A 16,360-nucleotide genomic window follows, 5' to 3' on the forward strand; every position below is an offset into this window, starting at 1 on the left:
AATCTTCACTAACTACGTCCGGGCTACGTTTTACCGCCGGAATCGACGGTGTCGAGGACCCCTGTGTCGGGCTCTTCATGGGCAAGGCGGGGGTTGCGGGCCGCCCGCCTCAGCTGGAGGGCGGCCGCCGCGATGATCACAACAAACAGCACTGCGAAGCCGATGACGACGGCGGCGCCGAAGGCAGTGTCACGCTGTGACGGCGCCTCAGCGGCGGGCACTGTTGCCTCGGGCAGGGTGGGCACGGCGCTGGGAATGTCGGTGGTGGGGACCGGGGCAGGCGTTGACAGGTTTCCGCGGCGATGGACCCGGATCCAGTCCGAGATCGAACCCAGCGGGTTGCTGCCGGCTTCCGGAACGGAGTCCTTCAGGGCGGCTTCGGCATTGAGGACGCCGAAGCCGTAGAGCGGGTCCTTGCCCGGCGCACCGGCATCCTTGGCGGTGGTGACGATGCGGTTGATGACCTGCTTGGCGCTCATTTCCGGCCACTTGGACCGGATCAGTGCCGCGACACCGGCCACAATGGGCGTGGCCCCGGACGTGCCGGCCCATTCGGCGTAGCCGCCGCCGGGCAGCCCGCCGAGCAGGTTTTCTGCCGGGGCTGCGACGCCGATGCTGATTCCCTGCGAGGACGAATCGACGCTCGCAACACCTTTCCGGTCCAGCCCGGCGACGGTCAGCACGCCCGGAATCGTCGCGGGAGCACCCACCTGGATGTTGCCACCCACCCGGTTGCCGGCGGCGGCCACGATGACCACGTCCTTCTGCTCGGCGTACAGGAACGCCGCATCCCAGCTCTGTGGCCACTGCGGCGTGGTGCTGCCCAGCGATATGTTGATGACCTTGGCACCGTTGTCCACGGCCCAGCGGACCGCTTCCGGGATCTGGTCCTGGTCGCTCTTCCCGGCAGGGTTCGCCGATCCCAGCCATGTCGAGACGGACAGGATCTGCGCCTCGGGGGCCACCCCCACCATGCCGTCGGGTCCTGCGCCTGACGGGGCCGGGCTGGGGCTTGCCGTGGAGCTTGCCGGCTGGTGACCGCGGCCGGCCAGCATGGTGGCCACAAGCGTGCCATGTTCCGGCTTCCCGCCGATGCTCTTTTGCCCGTCCGGATTTCCGGCTCCGGACGCATCGAATCCGCCGGTGACGGCCCCCTTGAGGTCCGGATGCTGCCCGTCCACGCCGCTGTCGATCACGGCGACCTTGACGCCGGCGCCCTTGGAGACCTCCCAGGCTTTCGTGATGCCGGATTCGGCCAACCAATACTGCTTGTCACGGTCCGCGTCAGCTTGTGCCGCGGGAGCGACCGCGAGGCCTGTGACGAGGCTTGCTCCGGCCAGGGTCATCGCCAGGAGAGCGGAGGCGGTCCGGCGAAGCCGGGCTGTTGCTCTGGTCATTTGGGGTCCCATGGTTGGTGGCATGAACTCGGGCCGCTCGCTGCGTCTGGCTGACACTGCCGGGCTGGTGCCGCTCAGCTGATGCTCAGGGCAATACCGTCAAGAATATCGTGTTCGCTGGCGGTGGCCGTGACGATCCGGCCGCCGCTGAGCCCGCCAAGCCGTTCCAGGATGCGCCGCCACACCAGGCCGCCGGCGCCGATCACGTCCACCCGGCCCGGATGCATGTATGGCAATGCGGCGCGTTCTGCCCTGGGCATTTCCAACAGGTCGGTGGCGGCCAGGCGGATGTCGTCGATGGACAGCTCCGTGCCGTGGATGGAATCCGGGGAGTACTCCGGGAGGCGCATTGCGTGGGCCGTGATGGTGGTGATCGATCCGGCCACCCCGACGACGGCGGTGGCACGCTCGAGCGGAACGTCCAGGCCCGCACTGGTGATGGCGGCGTCGACGTCGGCTTCCGCGGCGGCGATCTGTTCGGCCGTCGGCGGATCCTGCCGGAGGTGGCGTTCGGTCAGCCTGACGCAGCCGACGTCGACCGACCTGGCGGCGGTGACGCCGTCAGCGGTGCCGAGCACAAATTCGGTGCTTCCGCCGCCCAGGTCAACCACCAGCACCTGGTCCCCGTCAAGGATGGGCAGGACGCTGCTGGCGCCGGCGAAGGACAACGCTGCTTCCTCGTCGCCGGTGATGACTTCGGGTTCGACGCCGAGGAGGTCGCGGATTCCGTCCACGAAGACCTGGCGGTTGCGGGCATCCCGGCTGGCGGAGGTGGCCACGAACCGCACCTTGGCGGCGCCGTGCTCGCGAATCAGGCGGGCATAGTCCGCTGTGGCAGCGAATGTACGTTCCAACGCGGCGGGGGCGAGTTCACCGGTGGCGTCCACGCCCTCACCCAGCCGGACCACGCGCATTTCACGGACGACGTCGGTGAGCTTCGCGGACCCGTTGCTGCGGTCAATGTCGGCTATCAGCAGGCGGATGGAGTTCGTACCGCAGTCGATGGCGGCGACGCGGCTCATGATGCCGCCTCAGCAGTGCCTGCGGACTTTCGGACCGGCGCGGGGCGGCCAACGATGCCGGGCAGCCCCTGGGGTCCGTGCCTGCTCAGGTCCCTGGACGGGGCCTCCCCCGCGGTGTCCCAGGCGCCGTCGCAATAGCAACGGTCCGCCGTCCACCATTCGCTGATGTCCGCGATCGCCTCGTCACCGAGCGGGTTAACTCCCGGGCCGGCCGCCAGCGCGTGACCCACCAGGACGTGCAGGCATTTGACGCGGGCGGGCATGCCTCCGGCGGAGATGCCGTCAATCTCAGGGACGGCGCCCACTCCCGAGCGCTCCCCGATGGCGGCGCGGGCCGCCAGGTAGGCGTCGTGCGCGGACCGGTAGGCTGCGGCGAGGGGTTCATCGGCGGCAAGCCGCTCATTCATGTCGTTCATGAGCCCGGCTGCTTCCAGCCGGGAGACGGCCGAGGTGATCACCGGGTGCGTCAGGTAGAACGTGGTGGGGAACGGTGTGCCGTTGGCAAGGCGCGGGGCGGTGGCTGCGACGAGCGGGTTGCCGCAGACGCAGCGCGCCGGGATCTCCACAACGTCGCGGACGGGCCGTCCCAGCTGGCGGCTGAGTACTTCGAGATCGTGTGCTGATGGCTGGCGGGACTCCTCCGGCGCAGTTGCCGTGTTTTCTTCCACTGGCGCGGCCATCCTTCCTATCGGTTCAGTCTGTGGCCGCACGCCTGATGGACTCCCACAGGGAATCCACCCACGGCAGATCGGCGGGGTCTTGTGCTGCAGCACCGGACTGGCTGCTGCTGCTACCGGCCGGCAGGTCGCTGCCGAATACCCAGTAGCCGGTCTCACCCGGCATAACCATGTTAATGCGGTCGCGGGCCTGCTGTTTCACGTAGTTGGGGTCCTGCCACCGTGACACCTGTTGCCGGAGACTGTCCTGCTGCGCCTGGCTGGCCGCGATGTCGGCGTTGAGGGCGTCGATTTCCGCCTTTTTGTCGAAGAAGATCTTCACCGTCGGGGCCAGCATGATGGTGATCGCAATCATCACCACCGCCAGGGCGAGCATCCGGCCGGAGAAGGCCTTGGCGGGAACCGGGTGGCCGTCGTCGTGGGCGTCATCCCTGGCGGGGCCGCCTTGCGGCGTCCCGTTCCTGGTGGAAGCGGCGGCGCCGCTCCCCCGCGTCTTCGCAGCCGGCGTCGTGGTGGCCGGCTTGGACGCTCCAGGGCCTTTGGATGGGGCCGTCTTGTCCTTGGCGCCGCCGAAATCGGCCCGGATGACGTCGGCCGCTTCCTTGGCTGGCTCCGGTGTGGCTTGCGGCCTGTTGGCGGCCCTGGGAACTTTGGGACGGCGGGTAGCCATGACACTCCTGAAACGTGCGGCCTGCCTGGGCAGCAACTGTCTGCGCTGAATAAACCGCGGCTGGACAAGAGCCGTGCAGGCTAAACAGCTGGGCGAAAACAAAAACCGGCGGCTATGGTCTTTCAACCATAGCCACCGGTCAGTTGTTTGCGCGGCTACTAGCCCTTGAAACGCGGGAACGCGCTGCGGCCGGCGTAGCGTGCGGCGTCGTCGAGTTCTTCTTCGATGCGCAGCAGCTGGTTGTACTTGGCAACACGCTCGGAACGGGCCGGGGCGCCGGTCTTGATCTGGCCGGCGTTGGTGGCCACCGAGATGTCGGCGATGGTGGTGTCCTCGGTCTCGCCGGAGCGGTGCGAGGTGATGGTGGTGTAACCGGCACGCTGGGCCAGGCTGACGGCGTCCAGGGTTTCGGTCAGCGAACCGATCTGGTTGACCTTCACCAGCAGCGAGTTGGCGGTCTTGGTGTCGATGCCGCGCTGCAGGATGGACGGGTTGGTGACGAAGAGGTCATCGCCAACGAGCTGGACCTTGTCGCCGATGGTGTCGGTGAGGGTCTTCCAGCCTTCCCAGTCGTTTTCATCCAGCGGGTCCTCGATGGAAACCAGCGGGTAGTCGGCGACGAGTTCGGCGTAGTAGGCGCTCATCTCAGTGGCGGAAAGCGCTTTGCCTTCGAACTGGTAGGCGCCGTCCGTGAAGAACTCGGAGGAGGCAACGTCCAGTGCCAGGGCGATGTCCTTGCCCGGGGTGTAGCCGGCGTTCTTGATGGCTTCCTGGATCAGGTCCAGCGCTGCACGGTTGGACGGCAGGTTCGGCGCGAAGCCGCCTTCGTCGCCGAGGCCGGTGGAGAGGCCCTTTTCCTGCAGGACAGCCTTGAGCGCGTGGTAAACCTCAACGCCCCAGCGGAGGCCCTCGGAGAAGGTCTCGGCACCCAGAGGGACAACCATGAATTCCTGGATGTCGACGTCGGAGTCAGCGTGCGAGCCACCGTTGAGGATGTTCATCAGCGGAACGGGCAGCACGTGGGCGTTCGGGCCGCCCAGGTACTTGTAGAGCGGCAGGTCAGCGGAAGCGGCGGCTGCGTTGGCCACGGCGAGGGAAACGCCGAGGATGGCGTTGGCGCCCAGCTTGGCCTTGTTCGGGGTGCCGTCCAGGTCGATCATGGCCTGGTCGATGCTGCGCTGGTCAGTGGCGTCGAAGCCGGTCAGGGCCGGAGCGATCTGGTCGATGACAGCGTCAACGGCCTTCTGCACACCCTTGCCGAGGTAACGGCCCTTGTCTCCGTCACGGAGCTCAACGGCTTCATGCTCGCCGGTGGAGGCACCGGAGGGAACTGCCGCGCGGCCGATCTGGCCATCGGAAAGCAGGACTTCAACTTCTACGGTCGGGTTGCCACGGGAATCGAGGATCTCGCGGGCGTGGATGGCATCGATAAGCGCCATGAATATGCTCCTTATGGGCGATAACTGGGAGTCTGATAGCGGAAAACTAGCGGAAAAATCGACGTCCTCGTCAGGGACAAGCGTAGTCGAGAGTGGTGGAGGTTACGGAAACCTATCCATCCCCCGGACGTCATGATGGCGCGGCAGTGCCCTCGTAGGCGGCCTGGTACCGCCGGACAGCGCCCCGGAGGGCACGTTCGGCGTCGAATCCTTTACTGTGTGCAGAGCCGACGACGGCGAGCAGCAGCTCGCCGAGCTCTTCCTCGGTTTCGAATTCCTGCGGTGATCGAGCCTGCCGGGAGACGGCGGGTTCCCCGCCAACCGACCCGGCGCGGGCTGCCCGGTCCAGGGCCTTCTGGGCCTTGGCCAGGGCGGGAAGCGCGTGCGGGATCCCTTCAAAGGGATCCTTGCGCTCCGGCCGTTCGGCCCTTTTGACGGCATCCCACTTCTGCACGATCTCTTCGACCGTGGCCGGGAAGCTTTCCTGCAGGGAGCCGTCCGGCCGGAAGACGTGCGGATTGCGCCGGACCATCTTGGCACTCAGGCCGCGCGCGACGTCGTCGAACGCGAAGCTTCCCCGTTCCTCGGCGAGCCGGGCGTGCAGTACCACCTGGAGCAGGACGTCGCCCAGCTCGCCCTGGAGTTCGGCGTCGTCCGCACCTGTCTCGATGGTCTCGGCAACCTCGAAGGCCTCCTCCAGGAGGTACTCCACAAGGGACTCATGGGTGAGCGCGCCCATCCAGGGGCAGTGCTCCCGGAGGGCGGCGATCACGCCGATGAGCTCCGGCACGGGTGCCGGCTGGTCAGCCAAGGTTGGCGTAGGCGTCGTTGATGTATTCCACCAGCGCTTCCTTTTCCTCCAGGGGCAGGAAGGATGCCTCGGCGGCGTTGAGGGTGAGTTCGAGGAGGTCGTCGAGGTCGTAGTCGAAGGTTTCAACCAGGAGTTCAAACTCGTCGGTCAGGGTGACGCCGCTCATGAGCCGGTTGTCGGTGTTGATGGTCACGTTGAAGCCCAGCTGGTAGAGCATGTCCAGCGGGTGGCTTTCGATGCCCTCGCCGAATCCGGCGATCGCTCCGGTCTGGAGGTTGGAGGAGGGGCAGATCTCCAGGGCGATGCCGCGGTCCCGGATCCAGCTGGAAAGGTCGCCCAGGGTGACCAGTCCGATGCTGTCCTCATCATTCTCTGCATCTTCGTCGTCGAACTCCACCATGATGTCCTCGGCGATCCGGACGCCGTGGCCCAGGCGCAGCGCCCGGCCGTCGACCAGCGCGGACTGGATGCTTTCAAGCCCGGCGGCCTCGCCGGCGTGCACGGTCGCGGGGAAGTTATGCTCGGCGAGGTAGGTGAAGGCGTCCTTGAACCGGGACGGGAGGAAGCCGTCCTCAGCGCCTGCGATATCGAAACCCACCGCGCCCTTGTTGCGGTGGCGCACGGCGAGTTCGGCAATCTCCTGGCCGCGGTCTGCATGCCGCATGGCTGTGATCAGCTGGCCGACCTGGATTTCGCGTCCGGTCTCGGCGACGGCGTCAACGCCGGCTTCAAGGCCTTCCTGCACGGCCTCGACGGCTTCGTCCAGGGACAGGCCGTTCTGGAGGTGCTGTTCGGGCGCCCAGCGGACTTCGCCGTACACCACGCCGTCGTCGGCGAGGTCTTCGACGAATTCCTTGGCGACGCGGAACAGCCCTTCCTTGGTCTGCATCACGGCAACGGTGTGGTCGAAGGTCTCGAGGTAGCGGACCAGCGAACCGGAGTCGGCTGACTCGCGGAACCATTCGCCCAGCGCCACGGGATCATCGGAGGGAAGCGTGTGGCCGACGGCCTTAGCCAGTTCGATGATGGTGGCCGGACGGAGGCCACCGTCCAGGTGGTCGTGGAGGGAGACTTTGGGAAGGCTCTTCAGGTCGAAATCGATGGCAGGGGCAGCGTCAACAATGGGCTCAGTCACGGTTCCAACCTTAGGGTCGGCGGACGCGCAAAGCCAGCCGCTATTTTGCGGCCGGATCGCCCTCGCCGGCAGCCGAGGTGAGAAGGGGTGCCGTCCCCGGGCGTGGAGGGAGCGCGCCGTCATGACCGCCGTCAAGCCATTCATCCACGACTTCGGCGTCCTTGCGGGCAAGGTGCTTGTGCCACCAGCGCAGGCCGTGGTCGATCACGATGCCCAGGACGATCGCAAACACCACGGCAATGCCTGCGCTCAGGAGCGGGTTGTGATGGAGCCACGGGAAGGAACTGGCGAGGAGTCCGATGCCGATCGAGTAGCCCACCCAGGTGATGCAGGCAAACGCATCGAGCAGGAAGAAGCGGCGGTGCGCAAAGCCGGTGCTTCCGGCCACGTAGTTCACGGCCACCCGGCCCCACGGGATGTAGCGGGCGGTGAAGATGAGGACGGCGCCCCGCTTTTCCAGTTCGTACCTCGCCCAGCCGAAGGCCTTCTGCACCTTGGGCCGGCGCATCCATTTCCAGCGTTCAAGGCCGATCCGGCGCCCCAGCATAAAGGCCATGTTGTCCCCTGCAATGGCACCGACCAGCGCAGTGATCCCGAGGATCCAGAGGTTCGGCTCGCCGCTATGGCGGGAGAAAGCTGCCAACGCGACAATGAGGGTCTCGCTGGGGACCACCATGGCGAAGCCGTCCACGAAGAAAAACACCAGAAGGACGGGGTAAATCCACCACTGGCCCGCTGCATGGAGCACGGCCTCATTAATAAACTCCACGCGGGTCTTGCTCCTAGACGAAAAATAACGCAGCCAAAAGTGACGGAAATCGCTCTTCAGTGTCCCACGGCCAAGGCGTCGTTCGCTACGCCCCGGCCGTGGAAGTACGCTTCCAAATCTAGCGGTGGGAGCGGCGTTCCGTCGTCGTCCTGCGGGCTGATATCCGCAGGGATGACGCGTCAGTCCCGGGGCGGAGTCCCGCCGTCGGCCGAGGCTTCCGGATCCTTCATCCGTTCAACTACCGGCACCCTTCCCCGGATGCGGTTGATGACCAGGTCAACAACGATGCCAAGCGCCACGGCACAGATGATGGCGATGACCGCGCCCAGGAAGTGGTTGTTCTCGAACCACTGCCCGAAAAACAGGCCGATCCCTACCGAATAGCTGGCCCACAGGGTGGCGGAAAGCACGGTGAGGCCAATGAACCGCAGCCGCGGATAATGCGTCACGCCGGCCGTAAGGTTCACGGCCACCCGGCCGATGGGGATGAACCTTGCCACCAGGATGAGCGACGCCGGCCGTTTTCGCAGTTCCCCTCCGGCCCACCGGAAGGCGCTCTGCATTCGGGGGCCCCGCATCCAGGACCAGCGGCGCGTTCCGACCCTCCGCCCGATGGCGTAGGCGATGTTGTCGCCGGAGAAGGCCCCGAGGGCTGCTACCAGCATCAGCATCCAGGGGTTGGGAACGTCCGCGGTGGCAGCCACCGCGGCGAGTCCCACCACCACGGATTCACTGGGTATGGGCGGAAAGAAGCCGTCAATGAGGCAGCAGGCCAGGACCAGGAACAGCACCCAGGGCTGCCCGGCGGCAGCGAGGATGAAATCGTTGATGGCCTGCATTGTCTTTATGCTATTCGGTCAATGATGAGCTGCTGGGCGGGACGCGATCCTTCCGGAGCGATGAGCACCGCGTGCTCCAGGGCTTCCTTGGCACGGGCGAACTTTTCCGGAGTGTCCGTGAGGAGCGTCATCAGGGGTTCACCGGCGCGGACCACGGCGCCCGGTTTGGCGTGCATCCGCACGCCCGCTCCGGCCTGGACGCGGTCTTCCTTCCGGGCCCGGCCGGCGCCGAGGCGCCAGGCCGCAACGCCCACCGACAGTGCGTCGAGCTCAACGAGCACGCCGTCCGCCGGTGCATAGATGACCTCGGATTCCTTGGCCACCGGCAGTGTGGCCCGCGGATCCCCGCCCTGCGCCTGGATCATGCGGTTCCAGACGTCCATTGCCCGGCCATCCTTCAGCGCAGCCCGGGGATCGGCGTTGTGGATGCCGGCGCACGCCAGCATTTCCTCTGCCAGCCGGACGGTGAGTTCGACGACGTCTTCCGGACCGCCGCCGGCCAGGACCTCCACGGATTCCTCCACCTCGATGGCGTTGCCCGCGGTGAGGCCCAGGGGCGTGTTCATGTTGGTCAGCAGGGCAACGGTGTTGACGCCGGCGTCCTTCCCGAGGGCCACCATGGTCTCCGCCAGTTCCCGGGCCCTTGCCTCGTCCTTCATAAACGCCCCGCTGCCCACCTTGACGTCCAGGACCAGCGAGCCCGTGCCTTCGGCGATCTTCTTGCTCATGATCGAGGAGGCGATCAGGGGAATCGCTTCGACGGTGCCGGTGACGTCCCGCAAGGCATAGAGCTTCTTGTCCGCCGGCGCCAGCCCTGCACCGGCCGCGCATATCACGGCGCCTACGTCCTGCAGTTGGGCCATCATCTCGTCGTTGCTCAGGTCCGCGCGCCAGCCGGGGATCGACTCGAGTTTGTCCAGCGTTCCGCCGGTGTGGCCCAGCCCGCGGCCGGACAGCTGCGGCACGGCAACGCCAAAGACGGCAACGAGCGGTGCCAGCGGCAGGGTGATCTTGTCCCCCACTCCCCCGGTGGAGTGCTTGTCGGACGTGGCCTTCACGCCGCCGTCGGGACGCCGTAGGCCGGAGAAGTCCATCCGCTCCCCCGAGGCGATCATGGCCGCCGTCCAGCGGGAGATCTCCGCCCGGTCCATGCCGTTGAGCAGGATGGCCATGTTCAGCGCTGCCATCTGCTCGTCGGCGATCGCACCGCGGGTGTAGGCGTCAATGGTCCAGTCGATCTGTTCGGGGCTCAGTACGCCTTTGTCCCGCTTGATGCGGATGATGTCGACGGCGTCGAACACGTCAGCTCCTTGTGTCACCTTCAGTCCTCCAGGTTGTGGGGGCCAAATGCATCGGGCAGCACCTGGTCCATTGTCTTGATGCCTTGGGTGGTCATCAGCTCCATGCCGGGAGCGCGGAATTCGTAGAGCAACTGGCGGCAGCGGCCGCACGGCATCAGGACCTGGCCGGCCGCGTCCACGCAGTAGAAGGCGCGCAGAAGGCCGCCGCCGGTCATGTGCAGGTTGCCCACCAGCGCGCATTCGGCGCAAAGCGACAGGCCGTAGCTGGCGTTTTCCACGTTGCAGCCGCTGACGATCCGCCCGTCGTCGGTGAGGGCCGCGGCCCCCACCCGGAACTTCGAGTACGGCGCATAGGCATTGTTCATAGCGCCCACTGCGGCCGCCTCGAGCTCCTGCCAGTCAACAGTCACGGCCGTCAACCCTTGACATACGGGATGCCGCTTGCGGCCGGCGGCCTGGACCGGCCCACCAGCCCGGCGACGGCGAGGACGGTCACCAAGTAGGGCAGCATGGCCATGAACTGGCTGGGCACGGGCGTTCCGATGATGGTCACGATGCTCTGCAGGTTGTCCGCGAACCCAAAGAGCAGGGCCGCAAAGAAAGCGCCAATGGGGTTCCACCGGCCGAAGATCAGCGCGGCAAGGGCAATGAACCCGCGGCCTCCGGAGATTTCCTTGGTGAAGCTGTCGATCGCCACCAGGGTAAAGAACGATCCGCCGATGCCTGCGATGGCGCCGCCGATAGTGACGTTCCAGAAGCGGGTGGCGTTGACGTTGATGCCCAGGGTGTCAGCGGCCTGCGGGTGTTCGCCCACGGCACGGACGCGGAGCCCCCATTTGGTTTTGAACAGGCCCAGCCAGACCACGATGACGGCGACGTACATCAGGTAGCCCACCAGGGTCTGCTTGAACAGGATGGGCCCGATGATCGGAATCCCCGACAGCACAGGAATTTCGATGTTATCCAGGCCCACCGGCGAATTGAACTGGGCCTTGTTGGCCTGCATGACGGTACTGAACAGGAAACCGGTGAGGCCGGACACCAGAACGTTAAGGACAACTCCCACGATGATCTGGTTGACCAAGTACTTGATGCTGAAGACGGCCAGGACCATGGAGACGACGGCGCCTGCCACCGCCGCGGCCAGCAGGCCCAGGAACGGGTTCCTGGTCATGGTCGCCACCATGGCGGCGGTGAAGGCACCGCCCAGGAGCTGACCTTCGATGGCGATGTTCACGACGCCGACGCGCTCACACAGGACGCCTGACAAGGAACCGAAGACCAGCGGAACGGCCAGCGTGACGGATCCTGCGATGAGGCCCGCGAGCGAAATGCTGGGCGTTCGCGCTCCGCCTACAACCCAGATCAGAAAGGCTGTCACGAACAGCACGGTGAAGGTGATGGGCAGCCACGCCGGTGCGGCCTGGTCCTTCGTTTTGAGGAAGACTGCATACGCTGCGAGCCCCAGCAGGAACACGGAAAGCACGATGCCGCCAAGAAACGCGGGCACTTCCAGGGCCGGGAGCTGGAAGAAATCACCGCCGGTGGAAATGCCAAACTCGGCGGTCTGGTTGGGTCCCATCAGGCCGAAAAAGACAAAGGCCACGAGCGCCAGCAGCGCCAGCGTGACTGGGGTTTTCCACGTCACCGGCTTGGCCGAGACTGCCAACGACTGGTCTGTGCCTTGCGCGGTTCCAGGCCCCCGCTTTCCTGGCAGGGGCGATGTTGCTGTTGCGCTCATGCTGCGCCTCCTGTGGTTGCTGCCTTCTGGGACCTTCCGGCTTTCGCCGGCTTCCTGCGCCGCGGATTCAGCCCGAAGACTGCCCGCACCAGCGGCGGAGCCGCGATGAAGAGGACGATCAGGGACTGCACCACCAGGACGATGTCGATGGGGGTGCCGGTCTGGATCTGCATCTGGACGGCTCCGGCGCGGAAGGCACCGAACAGCAGGCCGGCGGCGAAAGTGCCCCACGGCGTCGAACGTCCCAGCAATGCAACGGTGATGGCGTCAAAGCCGTACGTGGCTGCGACGCCGTCGGTGAGGACCTTTTCCGTGCCGGCCACCTGGGCCACCCCTGACATGCCGGCGAGGGCTCCGGCGATGGCCATCACCAGGATGGTGGAGCGGGACACGTTGATGCCCGCCGTCTGGGCCGCCTTGGGATTGGCACCTACGGCCCGGAATTCAAAGCCGACCGTGGACCGGTTAAGGAGCCACCACACCAGGACGGTTGCGGCGATGGCGAGAATGAAGCCCAGGTGCAGCCGGTACTGCGAGCCAAGGATCTGGGGGTAGACGGCCGTGGGATCCAGGATGGGCGATATCGGGTTGGATTCGCCCGGTCGCTGGAAGGCCGGCGTGTTCAGCAGATACCCCAGGAAGTACAGTGCCACGTAGTTGAACATGATGGTCACGATGACCTCGTGGGCGCCTGTCCGCGCCTTGAGGAGCCCCACCAGCCCGCCCCAGAGTGCACCGCCGACGATGCCGGCTACGAGGACCAGCAGCAGGTGCAGTCCGACGGGCAGGTGCAGTGCGAAGCCCACCCAGGCGGCGAGGATGCCCGCCATGATGATCTGGCCCTGGGCGCCGATGTTGAAGAGGCCGGCGCGGAATGCCAGGGCCACGCCAAGACCAGCCGTGATCAGGGGGGTCGCGATCGTCAGGGTTTCCATCAGCGGGGCGAACTGGACCCCGACGTTTGAAGCCAGCGGGTTGAAGATCGCCCCCTGGAACAGGGCGACGTAGGAACCGGTAGCGGCGGTCCAGACAGCGGAGAGGAAATCAGTGGGCCGGGCGAACAAATAGGTGGAGGTGGCGCCGACCCGCTCATCCGTGCTGGCAATCAGCAGGCCTCCGATGATGAGGGCAAGCAGCACGGCCAGTACGGAAACCATGCCGCTGCCGGTGAAGATCCTCCGGGCCAGCGTTTCGGAACCACCGGGCAGCTTGCCGCTCTGCGCGGTGGCCGGAACCGCAGACGGCTCCATGGCTCCGCCGGCTGTATCCAAGGCGACCACTGCGGCCGTCTCCTCGGCAGCGGGACTGGCCTCAACGGGTTTGGCATGCTGGTCAGCCGCGTGTTTGCGGGGATCCTTCTCAGACATGGTCGCCTCCTTCGGCGCTGGCAGTGGGCGTCCGTGGGGTCTCGGTGGTGCCAATTCCCGGATGCCCGCTGTCTGCGGGCAGCTTGTCGGCGTGCGACGTGTCCGTTGGTGCAGCGTCCTCCGGCGATATCCCGGCCATCATGAGGCCCAGGACGTCCCGGCCGGTACCCGCCGGAACGATGCCCACCAGCTTGCCTTTATAAACGACAGCAATCCGGTCGGCGAGTTCCATCACCTCGTCCAGTTCCGTGGACACGATCAGGACAGGCGTTCCGTGGTCGCGTTCAGCAACGATCCGCTTGTGCAGGAATTCGATGGACCCAACGTCAACACCGCGTGTGGGTTGAGAGGCGATGAACAGCCGTAACGGCCGGGACAGTTCCCTGGCCATGACCACCTTCTGCTGGTTGCCTCCGGACAGCGTTCCCGCAGCCAGGGACCCTGACGGGGTGCGGACGTCGAACTCGCCAATCCGCGTTTTGGCGTTCTCGAGGACTTTCGCCGGGCTCATACTGATCCCCTTGGCGAACGGGGGCTGGTCGTAGCGGTCCAGGATGAGGTTCTCAGCGATGGAGAACGTGCCAATCAAGCCGTCCACTGAGCGGTCTTCCGGAACAAACCCGACACCGGAGTTGAGGACGTCCTTGACGCTTCGGCCCAGGAGCTCTTCGCCGTCGAGCGTAATCGAGCCGTGCACGCGTTCCTGCAGGCCAAGGATGGCCTCGGTCAGTTCCGTCTGCCCGTTTCCCTGGACTCCCGCAAGCGCCAGAATCTCGCCCCGCGCAATGTCGAAGCTGATGCCGTCCACGACGTGTTGGCCGCTCGGGGCAATGACGGTGAGGTCCTTGACCTGGAACGTCCTCTCCTGCGGCTTGGCAGGAGCCTTGTCCAGGGTGAGGCTCACGGCGCGGCCAACCATCAGCGAGGCGAGTTCGTTCGTGGACGCCTCCGGGCTGGCAGTTCCCACCACCCTGCCGCGCCGGATCACCGTGATGGTGTCCGACACCGCTTTGACCTCACGGAGTTTGTGAGAGATGAAGACGATGGACGTTCCCCCGCTTTTCAGCTGGCGCATGATGTCCAGCAGCTCATCGGTGTCCTGGGGCGTCAGCACCGCCGTCGGCTCATCCAGGATGAGGACCCGGGCATCGCGGACCAGTGCCTTGATGATTTCCACCCGCTGCTGTACGCCCACGGGGAGGTCCTCCACCAGGGCGTCGGGGTCGACATCGAACCCGTAACGGTCCGAAATCTCCTTGATCTTGTGCCGGGTGTCATCCAGGTTCAGGAAGCCGCCGGTTTTTGTGGACTCGGCTCCAAGGGCCACATTCTCGGCGACCGTGAAAACGGGAACGAGCATAAAGTGCTGGTGCACCATGCCGATCCCGGCGGCCATGGCGTCGCCGGGGCCCCGGAAGGAGACCGGTTTATCGTCAATGAGGATTTCACCCTCGGTGGGCTCATATAGCCCGTACAGCACATTCATCAGGGTGGACTTGCCGGCACCGTTCTCGCCCAGCAGACAGTGGATCTGTCCGGGTTCAACCACCACGTCGATGTGATCGTTGGCGAGCAGGGAGCCGAAGCGTTTGGTGATCCCTCTGAGTTCAAGTTTCAAAACTCTGACCAATCTCGAAGCGTCCGGTGAATCCCACCGGACGGGATATGTGGCTGCAGCACCAGCCTAGTGCGTGCAGTCCTGCGCGGGCGGTCTCGCCGATAGGCGAACTCCAACAAAAAACGCCACCGCCCGGCCAGTCGATGACCATCCGGGGGGTGGCGCTTTTGTGAGGATGACTAAGCCTTGGGGCTCGCCGCAGACTCGACCTTCAGCTTGCCGTCGATGATGTCCTTTTTGAGCTGCTCCAGCTCGGACTTCAGCCCGGCCGGGACCTGGGAGTCGAAGCTGTGGAACGGTGCCAACTGGACGCCGTCGTTCGCCAGCGTGCCGACGTAGGGCGTGTTGGTGAACTTGCCGTCTTTGTCATCCTTAACCACGGTTTCAACAGCTTCGCCCATCAGCTTCATCACCGAGGAAAGCATGATGTCCTTGTACTCCGGAGCAGTCAGGAAGCCGTCGGAGTCAACCCAGATGAGCTTGACGTCCTTGCCCGCAGCCTTCGCCTCCATGAGTGCTGCGCCGGCGCCTTTGCCTACCGGGCCGGCGACGGGAAGCACGATGTCCGCTCCCTGGTCGAGGAAGTTCTGCGTCAGCTGCTTGCCTTTGTCCTGCTTTTCGAAATCGTTGGTGAAGCTGCCGTCCTGGGTGGCTTTGTCCCAGCCAAGGACCTTGACGTCCGTGCCTTTCTTTTCGTTGTAGTACTTGACGCCGTCGGCAAAGCCGTCCATGAAGATGGTCACGGTGGGGATTTTCCTGCCGCCGAACGTGGCAACGCTTCCAGTCTTGGTGGTGCCTGCCGCCAGGTAACCGGACAGGAAAGCGGCCTGGGCGGTGTCGTAGATGATCGGCTTGACGTTGCTGATGGGCGGGTCGTAGCCGAAGTCGATGATGGCGAAGTGGCTGTTCGGGTTGGCCGCGGCCTGGGCCTTGGTGGCATCACCGAGCAGGAAGCCGACCGTCAGGGTGAGGTCGCAGTTGGCGGCAACCATGGCACGCAGGTTCGGCTCGAAGTCGTTATTCGTCTTGGACTCGACCTGGTTGACTTTGATTCCCAGATCGGCCTCTGCCTTCTTCAGGCCCTCGTACGATGACTGGTTAAACGACTGGTCGTCAAATCCGCCGGAGTCCGAAACGATGCAGCCGGTGTAGTCACTGGCCGTCGCGCTCGGGCTGCCGGCTTCGGGAGGCGCGCCGCAACCGGCCAGCAGGAGTGCGGTAGCACCCATGGTGGCCACGCTTGCAACTGAACCGCGTTTGAGGTGTTCACGCAGTGATGTCTTCAAGATTCCTCCAGGATGAAGAGAGATGCGCTACGACGTGAATTCAATGAGTGTCTGTTTCAACCCTGAAATTCTGTTTTCACTGACGGTCCGCAGCACTGCGCCGAAGCGCTCTGATATAAGCAACTTTAGTGTCCTGCGCCACATCGGATAGCACATTCCGGCCCGATTCTGGAGATTGTTGAGATTTTGTTACCAAGCAGTAGGGAACGGCGTTCCAGCGGCCTCCGCAGCCCGCGGGTTAAGCGCGAACGAACACTTGGGGCCCCGCGAAAAGGGCCTCAAGTGTTC

General features: G+C 65.2%; 15 protein-coding genes. All 15 read right to left on the reverse strand.

Annotated features, from left to right (window positions below; translation table 11 throughout):
- Nucleotides 1-23: 23 nt before the first annotated feature.
- The 15 genes from J2X42_RS19545 to J2X42_RS19615 all read right to left on the reverse strand — a co-directional run bounded on the left by J2X42_RS19545 (nucleotide 24) and on the right by J2X42_RS19615 (nucleotide 16,015).
- Nucleotides 24-1,397, reverse strand: a complete 1,374-nt coding sequence (locus J2X42_RS19545; RefSeq protein ID WP_310167543.1) for a S8 family serine peptidase — start codon at nucleotides 1,395-1,397, stop codon at nucleotides 24-26.
- Between the two features lie 74 nt (nucleotides 1,398-1,471).
- Nucleotides 1,472-2,419, reverse strand: a complete 948-nt coding sequence (locus J2X42_RS19550; protein WP_310167544.1) for a Ppx/GppA phosphatase family protein — start codon at nucleotides 2,417-2,419, stop codon at nucleotides 1,472-1,474.
- On the reverse strand, nucleotides 2,416-3,087 hold the full coding sequence (locus J2X42_RS19555; protein ID WP_310167545.1) for a DUF501 domain-containing protein: 672 nt from the start codon (nucleotides 3,085-3,087) through the stop codon (nucleotides 2,416-2,418). The genes J2X42_RS19550 and J2X42_RS19555 overlap by 4 nt, the downstream gene beginning before the upstream one ends.
- Before the next feature lie 25 nt (nucleotides 3,088-3,112).
- Complete coding sequence (locus J2X42_RS19560) at nucleotides 3,113-3,766, reverse strand: septum formation initiator family protein (RefSeq protein WP_310167546.1); 654 nt, start codon at nucleotides 3,764-3,766, stop codon at nucleotides 3,113-3,115.
- 158 nt (nucleotides 3,767-3,924) lie between these two features.
- Nucleotides 3,925-5,205, reverse strand: a complete 1,281-nt coding sequence (gene eno, locus J2X42_RS19565; protein ID WP_131132700.1) for a phosphopyruvate hydratase — start codon at nucleotides 5,203-5,205, stop codon at nucleotides 3,925-3,927.
- A gap of 130 nt (nucleotides 5,206-5,335) precedes the next feature.
- Nucleotides 5,336-5,944, reverse strand: coding sequence for a MazG nucleotide pyrophosphohydrolase domain-containing protein (locus tag J2X42_RS19570; RefSeq protein WP_310167607.1), 609 nt, complete (start codon nucleotides 5,942-5,944; stop codon nucleotides 5,336-5,338).
- 64 nt (nucleotides 5,945-6,008) lie between these two features.
- Entirely contained in the window at nucleotides 6,009-7,151 is a 1,143-nt protein-coding gene (locus tag J2X42_RS19575; protein WP_310167547.1) for an adenosine deaminase, read from the reverse strand.
- Nucleotides 7,152-7,191: 40 nt separating this feature from the next.
- Nucleotides 7,192-7,920 carry a DedA family protein gene (locus J2X42_RS19580; protein WP_310167548.1) on the reverse strand — a complete coding sequence of 243 codons (729 nt, stop codon included), beginning with the start codon at nucleotides 7,918-7,920 and terminating at the stop codon, nucleotides 7,192-7,194.
- A gap of 179 nt (nucleotides 7,921-8,099) precedes the next feature.
- Entirely contained in the window at nucleotides 8,100-8,759 is a 660-nt protein-coding gene (locus tag J2X42_RS19585; protein ID WP_310167549.1) for a DedA family protein, read from the reverse strand.
- A gap of 5 nt (nucleotides 8,760-8,764) precedes the next feature.
- On the reverse strand, nucleotides 8,765-10,078 hold the full coding sequence (locus J2X42_RS19590) for a thymidine phosphorylase (protein WP_310167551.1): 1,314 nt from the start codon (nucleotides 10,076-10,078) through the stop codon (nucleotides 8,765-8,767).
- 2 nt (nucleotides 10,079-10,080) lie between these two features.
- Nucleotides 10,081-10,470 carry a cytidine deaminase gene (locus J2X42_RS19595; RefSeq protein WP_396134117.1) on the reverse strand — a complete coding sequence of 130 codons (390 nt, stop codon included), beginning with the start codon at nucleotides 10,468-10,470 and terminating at the stop codon, nucleotides 10,081-10,083.
- Between the two features lie 5 nt (nucleotides 10,471-10,475).
- Entirely contained in the window at nucleotides 10,476-11,801 is a 1,326-nt protein-coding gene (locus J2X42_RS19600) for an ABC transporter permease (RefSeq protein WP_310167554.1), read from the reverse strand.
- Nucleotides 11,798-13,168, reverse strand: coding sequence for an ABC transporter permease (locus J2X42_RS19605; RefSeq protein ID WP_310167555.1), 1,371 nt, complete (start codon nucleotides 13,166-13,168; stop codon nucleotides 11,798-11,800). Before J2X42_RS19605 ends, J2X42_RS19600 begins: the two co-directional genes overlap by 4 nt.
- Nucleotides 13,161-14,786 (reverse strand): ABC transporter ATP-binding protein, encoded by a 1,626-nt coding sequence (locus J2X42_RS19610; RefSeq protein WP_310167556.1) that lies wholly within the window; start codon nucleotides 14,784-14,786, stop codon nucleotides 13,161-13,163. The genes J2X42_RS19605 and J2X42_RS19610 overlap by 8 nt, the downstream gene beginning before the upstream one ends.
- A 179-nt stretch (nucleotides 14,787-14,965) precedes the next feature.
- On the reverse strand, nucleotides 14,966-16,015 hold the full coding sequence (locus J2X42_RS19615; protein WP_310167557.1) for a BMP family ABC transporter substrate-binding protein: 1,050 nt from the start codon (nucleotides 16,013-16,015) through the stop codon (nucleotides 14,966-14,968).
- Between the last annotated feature and the right edge of the window lie 345 nt (nucleotides 16,016-16,360).

It is taken from the genome of Arthrobacter sp. BE255 (assembly GCF_031457335.1).
Lineage (GTDB): Bacteria > Actinomycetota > Actinomycetes > Actinomycetales > Micrococcaceae > Arthrobacter.

What these genes read in the sequence shown, in the direction of transcription:
- J2X42_RS19545 (WP_310167543.1), bottom strand. Translation starts at nt 1,397, where the DNA reads ATGACCAGAGCAACAGCCCGGCTTCGCCGGACCGCCTCCGCTCTCCTG.
- J2X42_RS19550 (WP_310167544.1), bottom strand. Translation starts at nt 2,419, where the DNA reads ATGAGCCGCGTCGCCGCCATCGACTGCGGTACGAACTCCATCCGCCTG.
- J2X42_RS19560 (WP_310167546.1), bottom strand. Translation starts at nt 3,766, where the DNA reads ATGGCTACCCGCCGTCCCAAAGTTCCCAGGGCCGCCAACAGGCCGCAA.
- eno (WP_131132700.1), bottom strand. Translation starts at nt 5,205, where the DNA reads ATGGCGCTTATCGATGCCATCCACGCCCGCGAGATCCTCGATTCCCGT.
- J2X42_RS19570 (WP_310167607.1), bottom strand. Translation starts at nt 5,944, where the DNA reads ATGGGCGCGCTCACCCATGAGTCCCTTGTGGAGTACCTCCTGGAGGAG.
- J2X42_RS19585 (WP_310167549.1), bottom strand. Translation starts at nt 8,759, where the DNA reads ATGCAGGCCATCAACGATTTCATCCTCGCTGCCGCCGGGCAGCCCTGG.
- J2X42_RS19600 (WP_310167554.1), bottom strand. Translation starts at nt 11,801, where the DNA reads ATGAGCGCAACAGCAACATCGCCCCTGCCAGGAAAGCGGGGGCCTGGA.
- J2X42_RS19605 (WP_310167555.1), bottom strand. Translation starts at nt 13,168, where the DNA reads ATGTCTGAGAAGGATCCCCGCAAACACGCGGCTGACCAGCATGCCAAA.
- J2X42_RS19615 (WP_310167557.1), bottom strand. Translation starts at nt 16,015, where the DNA reads ATGGGTGCTACCGCACTCCTGCTGGCCGGTTGCGGCGCGCCTCCCGAA.